This window comes from Trinickia mobilis (genome assembly GCF_017315705.1).
Taxonomy (GTDB): Bacteria; Pseudomonadota; Gammaproteobacteria; order Burkholderiales; family Burkholderiaceae; genus Trinickia_A; species Trinickia_A mobilis.
In genome coordinates, this window is record NZ_JAFLRF010000005.1 from 46441 (window position 1) to 61153 (window position 14713).

Here is a 14713-nt window from a genome sequence, read left to right on the forward strand (position 1 = left end):
GTGAAGCTCTACAGTTATTTCCGCAGCTCGGCGTCGTATCGCGTGCGCATTGCGCTGAATCTGAAGAATCTGCCATACGACTATGTGCCGATTCATCTCGTGCGCTCGGGCGGCGAGCAGTTGACGCCCGAGTACCGGAAGCTGAGTCCGGATGCGCTCGTGCCGACGCTCGTCGATGGCAATGCAGTGATCCAGCAGTCGGTCGCGATCATCGAATATCTCGAAGAGACGCATCCGAATCCGCCGCTCCTGCCGCGCGCGCCGCTCGACCGCGCCTATGTGCGTGCGCTCGCGCTGCAGATCGCCTGCGAGATCCATCCGCTGAACAACCTGCGCGTGCTGAAGTATCTGAAGCACGAACTCAAGGTCGACGAGGCGCCGAAGAGCGCGTGGTACCGGCATTGGATCGAGTCCGGCTTCGGCACGTTCGAAGGACGCATCGCGAACGATGCGCGGACCGGCAAGTTCTGTTTCGGCGACACGCCGACACTCGCGGACCTGTGTCTCGTGCCGCAGGTATTCAACGCACAGCGCTTTAACGTCGATACGCAGCGTTATCCGACGATCCAGCGTATCTATGATCACGCGATGCAGTTCGATGCGTTCGCGAGCGCCGCGCCGGGGCAGCAGCCGGACGCCGAGTGACGCGCCGCTAGTCACACGTTTCTCGCGGACACAAGAAAAGGCCGGTTCCGTGAACCGGCCTTTCTCGTTTGTCGACCCGAGTCAGCGCTTCAGCTGTCGACCCGAGTCAGCGCACCAGCACTGACTCCGGCCCCATGCAGAGCGGTCTGGGCTTGTGCGATCAGCCAAGCAGCGCGTCGGCAAACTCCTCGGCGTTGAACGGCTGCAAGTCCTCGACCTTTTCGCCCACGCCGATGAAGTACACGGGCACCGGGCGCTGACGCGCGATCGCCGCGAGAATGCCGCCCTTTGCGGTGCCGTCGAGCTTCGTCACGATGAGGCCGGTGAGACTGAGCGCATCGTCGAACGCTTTCACTTGCGCGAGCGCGTTCTGGCCGGTGTTCGCGTCGATGACGAGCAGCACCTCGTGCGGCGCGCCGTCGAGCGCCTTGCCGATCACGCGCTTCACCTTGCGCAGCTCTTCCATCAGATGCAACTGCGTCGGCAGCCGGCCGGCCGTATCGGCCATCAGCACGTCGATCTTGCGCGCGCGTGCCGCGCTCACCGCATCGAAAATCACCGCTGCAGGATCGCCGCTTTCCTGCGCGACGACCGTGACGTTGTTGCGCTGCCCCCAGATCGCGAGCTGCTCGCGCGCGGCGGCGCGAAACGTGTCGCCTGCGGCCAGCAGCACCGATTGGTCGAAGCGCTGCAAGTGCTTGGCGAGCTTGCCGATGCTCGTGGTCTTGCCCGCGCCGTTGACGCCCGCGATCATCATCACGAGCGGCTGCGCGCGGCCGAGCATCAGCGATTTTTCGAGCGGCTCCAGGAGGCCGACGAGCAGCGAGCGCAACGCGGCTTTCACTTGCAGCGGGTCGGTGAGACGCTCGGTACGGACCTTTTCGCGCAGCGCCCCGAGGAGGTAGTGGGTTGCCTCGACGCCCGCGTCCGACATCAAGAGCGCGGATTCGAGCTCCTCGTAGAGGTCTTCGTCGATCTTCGCGCCGACGAAGATGCCGGTCAGTCCTGCGCTCGTCTTCGACAAACCGGACTTCAGCCGATCGAGCCAGGACTTCTTGGCCGCGGGCTCGGGATTGGGGGGCGGAACGATTTCGACGGTCTCGAATGCGGCTGCTGCTTCCGTCGCGGGTTCGGCGTACAGCTCGTCGCTGAGCTCGGCCGGAGGTTCGGATCCGGCGCGGCCCAATGGCGCCGCGGGCGCTTCGGCTTGCTCGGCGCCGGCTTCCTGCGTGTCTTGAGATTCGTCCTGCGCGGTTTCGGGTCCTTTCGAACCCTTGAATCGTTTAAAAAAGCTGAACATGATCGGTGGTGGTGAGTGCGCTTGAGCGGGCGGGCGTGCGCCTGGCCGCGACTGGCGACGCGCGGTCGCGAGCGGCCGGATGAGGCTCGAAGGCCGCTATTTTATCAGGGGCGTCTTGCGGTGTCGGGGCAAGTCGGGTCGATCGGCCTGACGCGGCCGCGGTAACGCTTCGGCGACGCTGTGGTAACGTTGACTACCTTGGCCGCACGTGACGTTCGCGCTGTGCGGATCGCGGTGGCACGGATACCCGCCCCCGGATGCCCGTCGTCGGATACCCGCCGTACGGAACCTCTCCCAACGATTCGAATCTGCATGTCCCGTTCTGCCCCTTCGCGCGCACCGGTTTCGGCGCCCAGCCGCGGCAAGCCACACACGATCCGCATCATCGGCGGCGACTGGAAGCGCACGCTGCTCCCCGTGCTCGATCTCGACGGCCTGCGCCCGACCCCGGATCGCGTGCGCGAAACGCTCTTCAACTGGCTCGGCCAGCGTCTCGACGGCCAGCGCTGCCTCGATCTGTTCGCGGGCAGCGGGGCGCTCGGCTTCGAGGCGGCATCGCGCGGCGCGTCGCGCGTCGTGATGGTCGAGCGCAATGCCCGCACGGCGCAGCAATTGCGCGCCAACCAGTCGCGCCTGCGCGCGGCAACGATCGAAATCGCCGAAGCGGACGCGTTGCGTCTTGCGGCAAGTCTCGCACCGGGCTCGTTCGACGTGGTCTTTCTCGATCCTCCGTTCGGCGACGACATCCTCGGCCGAGCGATTGAGCTGGCCGCGCCGCTCGTCAGCGAGGACGGCTTTCTCTACGTCGAATCGGGCTCGCCGGTCGAGCCCGGCGAAGCGGAAGCGCTCGCCGGCTGGACGCTCGTGCGCCACGGCAAGGCGGGGGCGGTCCATTATCATTTGCTGCAGCGCGAAAATGATGAATAATGCGCGTTTCATAACAGGCGCCGGGCGGTTTCTCGTCACGTGCGTCGCGGCGGGCGGCGGCTTGTCATCGCAAGCGCGTGCCCAAATTGCGTGAAGAGAGGAGATGCTCCATGGTAGTCGCCGTGTACCCGGGTACGTTCGATCCCTTGACTCGCGGCCACGAGGACCTCGTGCGGCGCGCGTCGAGCATATTCGACACGCTGGTCGTCGGCGTCGCCGACAGCCAAGCCAAGAAGCCGTTTTTTTCGCTGCAGGAACGTCTCGACATTGCGCGCGAAGTGCTCGGGCACTATCCGAACGTGCAAGTGATGAGCTTCAAGGGGCTCTTGAAGGATTTCGTGCGTACCAATAACGCGCGCGTCATCGTACGCGGGCTGCGCGCCGTGTCGGACTTCGAGTACGAGTTCCAGATGGCCGGGATGAACCGCTATCTGCTGCCCGATGTCGAGACGATGTTCATGACGCCGTCCGATCAATACCAGTTCATTTCGGGCACGATCGTGCGCGAAATCGCACAATTGGGCGGCGATGTCAGCAAGTTCGTGTTCCCGTCGGTCGAGAAGTGGCTGAAGGAGAAGGTTGCTGAAATGGCGCAGCCGTCGGCGGCGCAACCCTGAGCGCTGCAACGGCCGGCTACGGTCATGCGCCGGCTAAAACGGGCGCCTCGCGTCTGCTGTGTCGCCCAGTCAGGCGAGTAGACTTGGGGGCAGCCCGGTGTTTTTTGTGAGTGAAGTATGGCTTTGATGATTACCGACGAGTGCATCAATTGGCTATCCTAATTAATTTTTGCGCGCCGTATCAACAGACTTTCTAGCTTTTCGAATTGCCAGAAATTATCCTCTTGCAACTCAACTGCAATTCAGAGGAGAGAACGGCAACTTTTAGTCAGCGCGCTGGCCGTTGGCAAGTAAAAATTAATCGAAAAGGGTTTCCGGCGCAATATAAGTCGTTTTCGACAAAGGCGGAAGGGCAGGTTTGGGCTCGCTCAGTCGAAGCAGCAATGGACGACAACCGGGCCGTTCTCGCATGACGGATGGCATGTTCCGGGTTCGGTTGGCGCTAGACAGCGCCTACAACAATCAACTACGGTAACGCGCGAGCGATGGCTCCAACCGGCCTTCAAATTTTTTGCATCCTTTCGTGAAGTTTGGCTTGGGGTGCGTGTCACGCAAGTCCGACTGTCGGACTTATCTCTGCAGACGGGGTCCAACGAACATCCCGCAGAGGCTCCGCCTTGACTTCGTGCAGAAAGGAGCGTGAAACGGTGTCGGCAGCAACACCGACACCGGTACCGTCGATCCCAATCTGATACGGATGGCCCCTAAAAGTTGTCCCATTCGCCACCCTCGGCGGTTTCCGCCACCCGAACGGGCTGCGGTGCGGACCACTTCAGGGCTGGCGTGGCGAGCGCTCGGGTGCGAGTCGGAGCCGCCGTATGCGTCTGCTCGACGGGACGCGTGGCGCCAGCGTCGTGCGAGACGCTCAGCCTGAACATCGAAACGGAGGTTTTCAGATCGTTCGCCTGTGACTCGAGCGAGCTGGCCGCCGCTGCCGCCTGTTCGACCAGGGCCGCGTTCTGCTGCGTGACTTGGTCCATCTGCGTGACGGCCTGGTTAATCTGGCCGATGCCCTTGCTCTGTTCCTGCGATGCGGCGGTGATTTCATTCATGATGTCCGTCACGCGCCTGACTTCGTGAGTGATCTCACGCATCTTCGCACCGGCTTCCCGCACATGGCCGGCACCTGCCTGCACCCGCTCCACGGAATTGTGGATCAACTCCTTGATTTCCTTGGACGCTGCCGACGAGCGCTGCGCCAGTGAACGCACTTCCGCAGCCACCACCGCAAAACCCCGCCCCTGCTCGCCCGCGCGCGCCGCTTCGACGGCCGCATTCAGCGCGAGGATATTCGTCTGGAAGGCGATACCCTCGATGATCCCAACAATGTTGGCAATCTTGTCCGAACTGGCGTTGATGCCGTCCATGGTTTCCACCACGCGTGACACCACGGCGCCGCCCTGTTCCGCCACCTGGGCGGCCTGCGCAGCGAGCTGGTTGGCCTGACTGGCATTGTCGGCGTTCTGCGTGACGGTGGAGGTCAGTTGCTCCATGCTGGACGCCGTTTCCTCGAGCGATGCGGCCTGCTCTTCGGTGCGCTGCGACAGATCCTGGTTACCCGCGGCAATCTGGTGAGTGGCGGTGGCGATCGAGTCGGCCGAAATCTTGATCGTGCCGATCGTTTGCGTGAGCTGCTCCTGCATGCGCTTCATCGAAAACAGCAGGCTCGCGCGGTCATCCGGCGCCGTCTTGATCACCGCAGTCAGATCGTTATCGGCAATCTGGTTGGCAATCTCGGCCGCATAGGACGGCTCGCCCCCCAGTGAGCGAAGCATGCCGCGGTTGAGCAACACTACAACAGCCGACAAGGCTCCGGCCAGTACCACCAGAATCCCGAGGCTCCGGTACAGCGACGAGCGGAATGTGGCATCGAGGTCGTCGACATAGAGCCCCGTCGTAAGAATCCAGTCCCACGGCTGATAGGCCACGTTGTAGGCGATTTTCGGCAAAGCTTCGGTTGCTCCCGGCTTCGCAGCGGTATATGCATTAAAGCCCTTGCCGTCGCGCTTGATGACAGCGACCGTCTCTCTGAAGTGGTAAACGCCGCTCGGATCCTTGTTGTTGCCGACGTCTTTGCCATTCAACTCGGGTATGAACGGGTGCATCAGGACCGTCGGCCGCGAATCGAGGATCATGAAATAGCCGTCTTCGCCGTACCGTATGTTCCGGATGCTGTCCATCGCCCGCTTCTTGGCTTCCCCTATGGGCATGGAGCCGGTGGCCGCCTGGTCGCCAAAGGTCTTGACGACACTCAGGGCGATCTCCGCCGCGTGTTTCAGGTCCGCCTTGCGCTCTTCCAGCCGCATTTCTTTCGTCTGGTAGGCGTCGTAAATCGATATTCCGGCGAGACATAGCAGGCTGAGGATCAGTGGCAGCCATAGCTTTTGAACAAAGGACAGCTTCATACCTTTAGAATTCCTTTCATTGAAAGCATCGCTAGGAGGCAAAATTGCCGCCCGGCCAAATCTCGTGAAGGCCTGTACGTATTCGGATACCGTGATGAGCCGTCGGTCCCTGTCTCTGCTTCGTTTGAAGTCGGACCGAAATCTTGACCGCCAATCCGATAGGCAATGTATTAATCAGGTAAACAACGACTAGGATTCGCCCGTACTTGAGGCGAAAGGAACGCCTGCGACAGTTTGTCGCAGGGAGGCTGAAAACGTCAGCGGAAGAAGCGGTTCGGGGAATCTTGCGCGACCGTGCGAAAGGCTGAAAAGCTATAATGTGTTGTTTTTTCTAGAGAAGTTGGTGGCAGCATGGCCTTGATGATTACCGACGAGTGCATCAATTGCGACGTCTGCGAGCCCGAGTGCCCGAACGATGCGATTTCGATGGGCCCGGAAATCTATGTGATCGACCCGAACAAATGCACCGAATGCGTCGGCCATTTCGATGAGCCGCAGTGCCAGCAGGTGTGTCCCGTCGAATGCATCCCGCGCGATCCTCAGCACATCGAAACGCCTGAAGGGCTGATGGCAAAGTATCACGCGCTGCAGGCTGCAAAGGGCGCTTAACGCGCGCTGCCAGCGCTTAGGACGCAAGCGCGTTGGGCGGCGCGCTCGCTGTGCACTCGTGGCGAGCGGCTCGCCCACCTTGACGGCGAGTTAACCGACGTAAGCGCGCAGCGCACCGAGCAGCGCGTCGCATTCGGCGTCTGTGCCGATCGTAATGCGCAAGTACGAGTCGATCCGCGGCAGCTTGAAGTGCCGCACGAAGATTTCCTTCTCACGCAGTCTTGCTGCCAGTTGCCCGGCATCACGTGCCGGATGGGACGCGAAAATAAAGTTCGCGGCCGAGGGCACCACAACGAAACCCAGCTCGCCTAGTCCCGCCGACAATCGCTCGCGGCTCGCGATCACCTTCGCGCAGCTCGCACGGAACCATGCGTCATCCTCATAAGCGGCCCGCGCCGCAGCTTGCGCGAGCCGATCGAGCGGATAGGAATTGAAGCTGTCTTTTACGCGGTTCAGCGCGTCGATCAACGTGGCGTCGCCGAACGCCAATCCCACCCGCATGCCGGCGAGCGACCGTGCCTTCGATACGGTCTGCACGACCAGCAGATTTGGATACTTCGCGATCAGCGAGACCGTAGACTGTCCGCCGAAATCGACATACGCCTCGTCGACGACCACCACCGATTCCGGACTCCGCGCAACGAGCCGTTCGATTTCCTCGAGCGGCAACGCGCGCCCGGTCGGCGCATTCGGGTTCGCAAGCAACACGCCGCCGTTGGGCACCAAGTAGTCGTCGATGCGAATCGCGAACCATTCGTCGAGCGGTACGGTCTGGTACGCGATGTCGTAGAGACGCGCATACGTCGGGTAAAAACCGTACGTGATGTCCGGAAAAAGAATCGGTTTGTCGTGCTTGAGTAGCGCTTGGAAAACATGCGCGAGCACCTCGTCCGAACCGTTGCCGACGAACACCTGGTCGGCCGAAATGCCATGATGCGCGGCGACCGTCTCGCGCAGTTTGCGCGCAGTCGGATCGGGATAGCGGCGCAGCGTGTCGCCGTGATCACCGAGCTCGCGCCGGATCGCCTCGACGACTCGCGGCGACGGCGGATACGGGTTCTCGTTGGTGTTCAGCTTGACCGGGCGCGCGAGCGTGGGCTGCTCGCCGGGCACATAGGGGGTGAGGTGCTGAACGATATCGCTCCAATAGCGGCTCAAGTGTGGCTCCTATGTTTGCCGTTGCCCGGCGACGGCTTCAATCGATTGGATCGCCGACCGTCAGGCATTGCGATGCAGCTGCATCATCGCGCGCTCGAGTTCGCCCTTGACGACATGCGGCATCACGGCGAGCGAGCGCTCGATCGAGGCATCGATCACGTCCTGTTCTTCTTTGCGCGGCGGCTTCAGCACGAAGTTCGCGACGTCGGGCTTTGCGCCGGCGCGTGCGGACTCGGGAATCAATTCGCGCGGATGCCCGATGCCGATCCGCAGCCGCCAGTACTGCTGCGACGACAGATGCGCGGTAATGTCCTTGAGTCCGTTGTGTCCGCCGCTGCCGCCGCCGAGCTTCAGCTTCACGGCGCCGGGCGGCAGATCGAGTTCGTCGTGCGCGACGAGGATCTCGTCGGGCAGGATCTTGAAGAAATGCGCGATCGCGACGACCGATTGGCCCGAGCGGTTCATGTACGTCTGCGGTTCGAGCAGATGCACCTCTTCGCCTTGCAGCCGCGCCTTTGCATAAAAGCCGTGAAAGCGCCGCTCGTCGCGCAGCGTCGCGCCCGCTTCGCGCGCGAGTTGATCGACGAGCCAGAAACCGGCGTTGTGGCGCGTCGCGGTGTATTCGGCGCCCGGATTGCCGAGCCCGACGATCAGCTTGATCATGGTTCTTCTATGGCAGCCGCAAAGCCGCTCGATGCCGAAAAGCCGAAAAAAAACCCGCCGGGCAAGCCGCGGCGGGTCACGTCGACCGTTCCAAAGAAACGGATCGAGAGGATACCGATTGTATTAGCGCTTATGCAGCGGGCGTTTCGCCTTCAGCCGCACCGGCAGCTTCGCCTTCAGCTGCGACTGCGCCAGCCGGGACCGCCGCGGATGCGATCACCGGATTTTCGCTTTCGACGTGAGCAACCAGCGACACGCCCTTCGGCAGCGTGATGTCCTTGGCGTGCAGCGATTGACCTGCTTCGATCTTCGCCAGATCGAGCTCGACGAATTCCGGCAGGTCGCCCGGCAGGCACTCGATTTCGACTTCGTTCACGACGTGCGAAATGATCGCGCCGCCCGTCTTCACGGCCGGGTTGCTTTCCTGGTTCATGAAGTGAAGCGGGACCTTCGTGTGCAGCTTCTTCTTCGGGTCGACACGCTGGAAGTCCACGTGCAGCACGAGCTGACGGAACGGGTGGTATTGCACGTCGCGCAGCAGAACTTGTTGCGACTTGCCAGCCACTTCCAGGTCGAGGATCGACGAGTGGAACACTTCCTTCTTCAGGGCGTGCCACAGGGCGTTGTGATCGAGTTCGATCCGTTGCGGTTCCGTACCGGCGCCATAAACGATCCCCGGGGTCTTGCCGGAAATACGCAGGCGGCGGCTCGCACCCGTACCTTGCAGATTGCGCTCGAAAGCGACGACTTTCATGTTTTTCTCCATGCACTGCCCGCGACCAGGCAGTAAAAACGAAGGGCCTACACGCTCGCCGCGCCGGCCCTGGACTAGGCGGCATAAACCAGAATTAGCTCATGCCGATTGTGCTGACGGCGTTGCATCAAGCAACGCCGCCGGCCAATACTTCACGTTCGCTTCAGGCTTCGGCGAATAGCGACATCACCGAATCGCCGCGGCGAATCCTCGAGAACGTTTCCGCAAGCAGACCCGCGCACGACAGCGAGCGGATCTTCGAGCAGCCACGCGCTTCTTCGGAGAGCGGGATCGTATCGGTGACGACGAGTTCGTCGAGCGCCGAACCCGCGATACGCTCGCCCGCGCCACCCGACAGCACCGGGTGCGTGGCATACGCGAAGACCTGCTTCGCGCCGCGTTCCTTCAGCACTTGCGCTGCCTTGCAGAGCGTGCCGGCGGTGTCGACCATGTCGTCCATGATCACACAAGTACGACCTTCGACCTCACCGATGATGTTCATCACCTCGGCGATATTCGCCTTCGGACGGCGCTTGTCGATGATTGCGAGATCGCAGTTCAACTGCTTCGCGAGCGCTCGGGCGCGCACCACGCCGCCGACGTCCGGCGACACGACGAGCAGATCCTCGTAGTTCTGCTTGCGCAGATCGCCGAGCAGGACAGGCGTTGCGTAGATGTTGTCGACGGGAATGTCGAAGAAACCTTGAATCTGGTCGGCGTGCAGATCCATCGTGATGATCCGCTCGACGCCGGCAATCTCCAGCATGTTCGCGACGACCTTCGCGGAGATCGCGACGCGCGCCGAACGCGGACGGCGGTCCTGACGCGCATAGCCGAAGTAGGGAATGGCGGCGGTGATCCGGCCGGCGGATGCGCGCTTGAGCGCATCGACCATGATCATCAACTCCATCAGGTTGTCGTTCGTCGGCGCGCACGTGGATTGCAGAACGAATACGTCCTTGCCGCGCACGTTTTCCTGTATCTCGACCTGGATCTCACCGTCCGAGAAACGGCTGACCATGGCTTTGCCGAGAGGAATACCGAGGATTTTGACGACTTCCTGAGCGAGCGCGGGATTCGCGTTGCCAGTAAAAACCATCAGGCCGTCATGGCTGCTCATCATGCACCTGCTTCAGCTGGAGGCGGGAAATGCGGGAATTTTTGGCAGGGGAGGAAGGACTCGAACCCTCGCATGCCGGAATCAAAATCCGGTGCCTTGACCAACTTGGCGACTCCCCTACACTAACTTTGAGCTCCACCGGGTGCGTAGGACATCCCGATGATGCGAAACCTTATGCCGCGAAAGCGAAGAGTGGATGCGTATCCAAACTCGCTGTTACCGCGCTTGTCCAATCCGACGGCAGTTTGGCTTGCGCCGCTTCTGCTTCGCCGAGACTTGGGAACGCGGCAAAAACACTAGAGCCGGACCCGGTCATCCGCGCGGGGGCGATGTTATCAAGCCATTCAAGCACCCGGGCAACTTCCGCGTATTTTCCCACGACAACCTGCTGCATGTCATTTCGGCCAAAACCGTCTGGCCAATTTTCGTTGCAGCTACGCTGTGCAAGAAAGTCCGTAATTGTGACGACTATTGAATCTCTTGTCAACGATTTATCGGAAAAAATCGCAGCAGTCGGAACATGCACCCTCGGCGTCACCACGAGGAAGTAACGCGGCGGCAATTGTACAGTCTGAAGCGCTTCTCCGACACCCTCAGCGAACGCATTTTTCCCAAATACGAAGAATGGGACATCGGCGCCAAGCCGCAGCGCGAGACCTTGCAGCACATCGCGCGGCAAATCGAGCTTCCACAGCCGGTTGAGCGCGAGCAGCGTCGTCGCGGCGTCGGAGCTGCCGCCGCCAAGGCCCGCGCCCATCGGCAGGCGTTTATCGATTTCGATGTCGACGCCCGCGCCGGTGCCGGTCTCCGCTTTGAGAAGCGCGGCCGCGCGCACGACGAGGTCGCTTTCCTCGGGCACGCCGGGAACGTCGGTCTTGCGGCGGATGCGTCCGTCGAGGCGCAACGTGAAGTGCAGCCGGTCACCCCAATCGAGCAGCTGGAAGACCGTTTGCAATGCGTGATAGCCGTCGGGCCGGCGGCCCGTGATGTGCAGAAAGAGATTGAGCTTCGCCGGAGCCAAGCAATCCCGCAGGGACTGGTTCGTTTCGATCATGCGTTAGAGCGGAAAGTGCGGCGAATCATGCAACGATACGCGCGCGATCATTGGTCGAGCACGAGCTTGATATCGAGCGGAGGGTCCTGGCGCGTCAGGTTCAGCCGCTTGACGCCGGTAGCCGGTGCATCGGCGTACGCGAGGTAGTTGATCGTCCAGCCGTCCTGGTCGATCTCCTTCAAGCGCGTTGCCTGCTGCGGATCGGGAACGGTCTTCGCCCTCGAGGTGGGCGCCGGCGATGGCTGCAGCCAGTAGCGCAGCCCCTCCACGGGTAGCGCGAATCCGAGCGCGTTCTGCATCAACGTTGCGACGTTGTCGGCGGTCATCGGCTGACGGTTCGGCAGTTCCAGCGTCGCCGAGGCCGGTGACGACGTGACGATCGCCATCGTTTGTCCGAGCGGGTTGAGCAACTGCAGCGTCACCGTATCGCCGTGCTCTTGCCAGTCGAAGTTGCCGTAGGCGTTGCGCTGCCTGCCATATTGATCGACGTATTGAATTGCGAAGCGGCCGTGGTAAGCACGAGTGGTTTGCGTCGAAAGCGCGGTGGCCGCGTTAGACGTCGACGGTCCGCGCGCCGGGGTGACCGAGCAGCCCGCGAGCGCGACGACTGCAGCCGACGCCAGCGCGAACACCGTGCCGCGCCGGCTCACGGTGCCGACGGTTAAACGTGAGACATGCATCAGAGATCGTTCACCTGGAAGCGTTTGAGCGTCTTGACGAGCGTGTCGTTATCGGGCTCGAGCTTTTGCGCGTCGCGCCATGCGGCACGCGCTTGATCTTGCTCGCCGCTCTTCCACAGCACTTCACCGAGGTGCGCGCCGATTTCCGCATTCGGCTGCAGGGTGTACGCCTTGCGCAGCAGCTTCGCTGCATCGGCGGTATCGCCCATGCGGTACTTGACCCAGCCGAGGCTGTCCATGATGAACGCGTCGTTCGGCGCGAGCGCCGACGCTTTCTCGATCAGCTTGTCCGCTTCCTGAAGACGTTGATTGCGATCGGCGAGCGAATAGCCAAGTGCGTTATACGCCTGCGGGTTGTCAGGCTGTGCGCTGATCAACTGGCGCAACTGCGTTTCCATCAAATCGTAGTGGCCGTTCTTCTCGGCTGCCATCGCGTAGTCGTACAGGATGTCCGGATCGTCCGGGAAGTCCTGAGTTGCCTGCTGAAGGCGTGCCTCGGCTTCCGGATAACGCTTGGCGTCGAACAGGATCGCGGCGTCCGTGCGTGCGATCACCGCTTGATCGTGCGGGTCGGACGATTGCAGCGCGGCGAGCAGCTTGCGTGCGTCGTCGCTCTTGCCCTGCTTCGCGAGCAATTGGGCGCGCGTGATCTGAGCCGGGATGTATTGCTGGCTCTTCGGCGTGATCTTGTCGAGCCATTGGCCTGCGGCCGCTTCATTCTTCCGTTCGAGCGAAAGCTGCGCCAGATAGATGTACGCCTGGCCCGCATCCGCGCCGGGCGTCTTTTCCGCGAGCTGCGCGTATTGCGACAGATATTTCTGCGCGTCGTCGTATTTCTTTTGCTGGACCTTGATGAGACCCAGGGCCATCAGCGGCGTCAGGTCCTTCGGATCATTGGCGCGCATGACTTCGAACTGCTTTTGCGCATCCTCGAGGCGATCGCTCGCGAGATACAGTTGCGCAAGCGCAAGCCGTGCGTCGTGCGATTTGGGATTTTGCTGAACGTACTTTTCGAACGATGCGAGGCCTTCGTTGCGCTCCTCGGGGCCCATCTGCGAGAGCGTGAGCGCGGCCGGCAGATAGTCGGGCTTCAGCTTGAGCGCTTGCTCGAACGAGGCGCGCGCACCTGGCTGATCGTCTGCGACGAGCTGCTGGCGGCCGATCGCGAGCTGCGCTTCCGGGCGGTCCAGATCGTTTTTGAGCAGGTCTTGCAAGACGTGCAGGCCGCCGACCCGGTTAGGACCGCGCGACAACAGCACTTGCAGCGCAAGAATCGCGGTACCGCGGCTTTCCACCGGGACTTTCGCGAGTTCGCGGGCGAGGAGCGGGGAGGCGTCGTCAGGCTTGCCCGACAGCACGAGCAGCGAGGCGTCGAGCTGCGCCGCGCGCTCCGAGCTCGGCGCGTACTGCTGCCAGAGCTGCGCTGCGGCGAGCGCGTCGGACGGGCTTTGCGCAGTCAGCGCGATTTCGGCGGCACGCTCCGCCATACGCGGATCGTGCGTATCGCGCGCGAGCGCGAGGTACGTCTGGTAGGCGGGCGCCGGCTCGTCGCGCTGCAGCGCGATTTCCGCGGCGAGCACCTGGAAGACGATCTGGCTCGTCAGCGGGACGCTCGGCAGATCTTTTTTCTCGTCGGCCGACGCCGGTGCGAACATATCTGGCGCGGAGACCGAGTTGTCGTCCGAAGTGGGCGGCGGGTCTTGCGCATACGCGGGATTCAAGGCGAGCGCCCACGCTGCGAGGACCGCGGCGCCGAGCAGGCGGCGGGCTGGCAGCGCGCGCTTCGCGGCGGGCCGGACAGAAGCAGCGGCGGGGCGCTTCGAAAACAGCTTCAGGGACAAGATCATGGAAATCCGTTCAATGTTTCGGTCGATTGTAACGCGCTCGCTACAATACACGCACAATCGACCACGCAAGTTACAGACCAGTTAGACATGCCCGAGTTGCCAGAAGTAGAAGTCACCCGTCGCGGAATCGAGCCATACGTTGCCGGGCGCCGCGTCGAACGGGTCGACGTGCGGACCCGGGCGCTGCGCTGGCCGGTCCCCACGGATTTCGCGAGCACGCTGGAGAGGCAGTTGATCCGCAAAGTCGAGCGGCGCGGCAAGTATCTTCTGTTCGAAATCGATGACGGCTGGTTCATCGTCCATCTCGGCATGACGGGTACGCTGCGGGTGCTGCGGCACATCGCCGAGCCGCCGGCGCCGGCGAAGCACGATCACATCGACTGGATTTTCGACGAATTCATTCTCCGCTTCCGTGACCCACGCCGCTTTGGCGCAGTACTTTGGCATCCGCGTGACGCGGGCGACGTGCTCGATCATCCGCTGCTTGCCTCGCTAGGCGTCGAGCCTTTCGCGCCCGAGTTTTCCGGGGCGCTGATGCACCGGCGCACGCGCGGCCGAAAGGTTTCCGTCAAGCAGGCGCTGCTCGCGGGAGACATCGTGGTCGGCGTGGGCAACATCTATGCGTCCGAGAGCCTCTTTCGCGCAGGCATCCGTCCGACGACGCCCGCCGGCCGCGTCTCGCTCGCACGCTACGATCTGCTTGCCGCCGCAGTGCGCGCCACGCTCGCCGCCGCCATCGACAAGGGGGGCAGCACGTTGCGCGACTTCGTCGGCAGCGACGGCGAAAGCGGATATTTTCAGCTCGACTATTTTGTCTACGATCGCGCAGGCCTGCCGTGCCGCGTGTGCGGCACGCCGATCAAGCAAATTGTGCAAGGGCAGCGCTCCACTTATTTTTGTCCTCATTGCCAGCGTTGAAGCCGGTGCCGAATTC

14 protein-coding genes and 1 tRNA gene are annotated in these 14713 nt (G+C 62.3%); 5 read left to right on the forward strand and 10 right to left on the reverse strand.

Annotated elements, in window-relative coordinates; genetic code table 11:
* Positions 1-645 (forward strand): maleylacetoacetate isomerase, encoded by a 645-nt coding sequence (gene maiA, locus J3489_RS08675; protein WP_206997317.1) that lies wholly within the window; start codon positions 1-3, stop codon positions 643-645.
* A gap of 160 nt (positions 646-805) precedes the next feature.
* Here maiA and ftsY read toward each other — a convergent pair whose 3' ends face one another.
* Positions 806-1945: a signal recognition particle-docking protein FtsY gene (gene ftsY, locus J3489_RS08680; RefSeq protein WP_206997318.1), complete on the reverse strand. Its 1140-nt coding sequence runs from the start codon at positions 1943-1945 to the stop codon at positions 806-808.
* A gap of 312 nt (positions 1946-2257) precedes the next feature.
* Here ftsY and rsmD point away from each other — a divergent pair, with 312 nt between their 5' ends.
* Positions 2258-2872 carry a 16S rRNA (guanine(966)-N(2))-methyltransferase RsmD gene (rsmD, locus tag J3489_RS08685; protein ID WP_206997319.1) on the forward strand — a complete coding sequence of 205 codons (615 nt, stop codon included), beginning with the start codon at positions 2258-2260 and terminating at the stop codon, positions 2870-2872.
* Between the two features lie 110 nt (positions 2873-2982).
* Complete coding sequence (gene coaD / locus J3489_RS08690) at positions 2983-3489, forward strand: pantetheine-phosphate adenylyltransferase (protein WP_206997320.1); 507 nt, start codon at positions 2983-2985, stop codon at positions 3487-3489.
* A 704-nt stretch (positions 3490-4193) separates the two neighbouring features.
* On the opposite strand, the gene J3489_RS08695 is transcribed toward coaD, so the two are convergent.
* Entirely contained in the window at positions 4194-5894 is a 1701-nt protein-coding gene (locus tag J3489_RS08695) for a methyl-accepting chemotaxis protein (protein ID WP_206997321.1), read from the reverse strand.
* Between the two features lie 351 nt (positions 5895-6245).
* On the opposite strand from J3489_RS08695, the gene J3489_RS08700 reads away from it, so the two are divergent.
* Positions 6246-6503 carry a YfhL family 4Fe-4S dicluster ferredoxin gene (locus J3489_RS08700; RefSeq protein ID WP_206997322.1) on the forward strand — a complete coding sequence of 86 codons (258 nt, stop codon included), beginning with the start codon at positions 6246-6248 and terminating at the stop codon, positions 6501-6503.
* A 90-nt stretch (positions 6504-6593) separates the two neighbouring features.
* Here the strand turns inward: J3489_RS08700 and hisC are convergent, their stop codons facing one another.
* From hisC to J3489_RS08740, 8 genes are all read right to left on the reverse strand, one after another.
* Entirely contained in the window at positions 6594-7661 is a 1068-nt protein-coding gene (gene hisC / locus J3489_RS08705) for a histidinol-phosphate transaminase (RefSeq protein ID WP_206997323.1), read from the reverse strand.
* A gap of 60 nt (positions 7662-7721) precedes the next feature.
* On the reverse strand, positions 7722-8324 hold the full coding sequence (gene pth / locus J3489_RS08710) for an aminoacyl-tRNA hydrolase (RefSeq protein WP_206997324.1): 603 nt from the start codon (positions 8322-8324) through the stop codon (positions 7722-7724).
* A 130-nt stretch (positions 8325-8454) separates the two neighbouring features.
* A complete protein-coding gene (locus J3489_RS08715) occupies positions 8455-9078 on the reverse strand; it encodes a 50S ribosomal protein L25/general stress protein Ctc (RefSeq protein WP_206997325.1) in 624 nt (207 codons plus the stop codon).
* Positions 9079-9241: 163 nt separating this feature from the next.
* On the reverse strand, positions 9242-10198 hold the full coding sequence (locus tag J3489_RS08720) for a ribose-phosphate pyrophosphokinase (RefSeq protein WP_206997575.1): 957 nt from the start codon (positions 10196-10198) through the stop codon (positions 9242-9244).
* 42 nt (positions 10199-10240) lie between these two features.
* Positions 10241-10317, reverse strand: a tRNA-Gln gene (locus J3489_RS08725).
* A 53-nt stretch (positions 10318-10370) separates the two neighbouring features.
* On the reverse strand, positions 10371-11252 hold the full coding sequence (gene ispE / locus J3489_RS08730; RefSeq protein WP_206997326.1) for a 4-(cytidine 5'-diphospho)-2-C-methyl-D-erythritol kinase: 882 nt from the start codon (positions 11250-11252) through the stop codon (positions 10371-10373).
* A 47-nt stretch (positions 11253-11299) separates the two neighbouring features.
* Positions 11300-11932: a lipoprotein insertase outer membrane protein LolB gene (lolB, locus tag J3489_RS08735; protein ID WP_206997327.1), complete on the reverse strand. Its 633-nt coding sequence runs from the start codon at positions 11930-11932 to the stop codon at positions 11300-11302.
* Positions 11932-13779 carry a tetratricopeptide repeat protein gene (locus J3489_RS08740; RefSeq protein WP_206997328.1) on the reverse strand — a complete coding sequence of 616 codons (1848 nt, stop codon included), beginning with the start codon at positions 13777-13779 and terminating at the stop codon, positions 11932-11934. Before J3489_RS08740 ends, lolB begins: the two co-directional genes overlap by 1 nt.
* An 87-nt stretch (positions 13780-13866) precedes the next feature.
* Between J3489_RS08740 and mutM the strand changes: the two genes are divergently transcribed.
* Positions 13867-14697 (forward strand): bifunctional DNA-formamidopyrimidine glycosylase/DNA-(apurinic or apyrimidinic site) lyase, encoded by an 831-nt coding sequence (gene mutM, locus J3489_RS08745; protein ID WP_206997329.1) that lies wholly within the window; start codon positions 13867-13869, stop codon positions 14695-14697.
* Positions 14698-14713 lie beyond the last annotated feature (16 nt).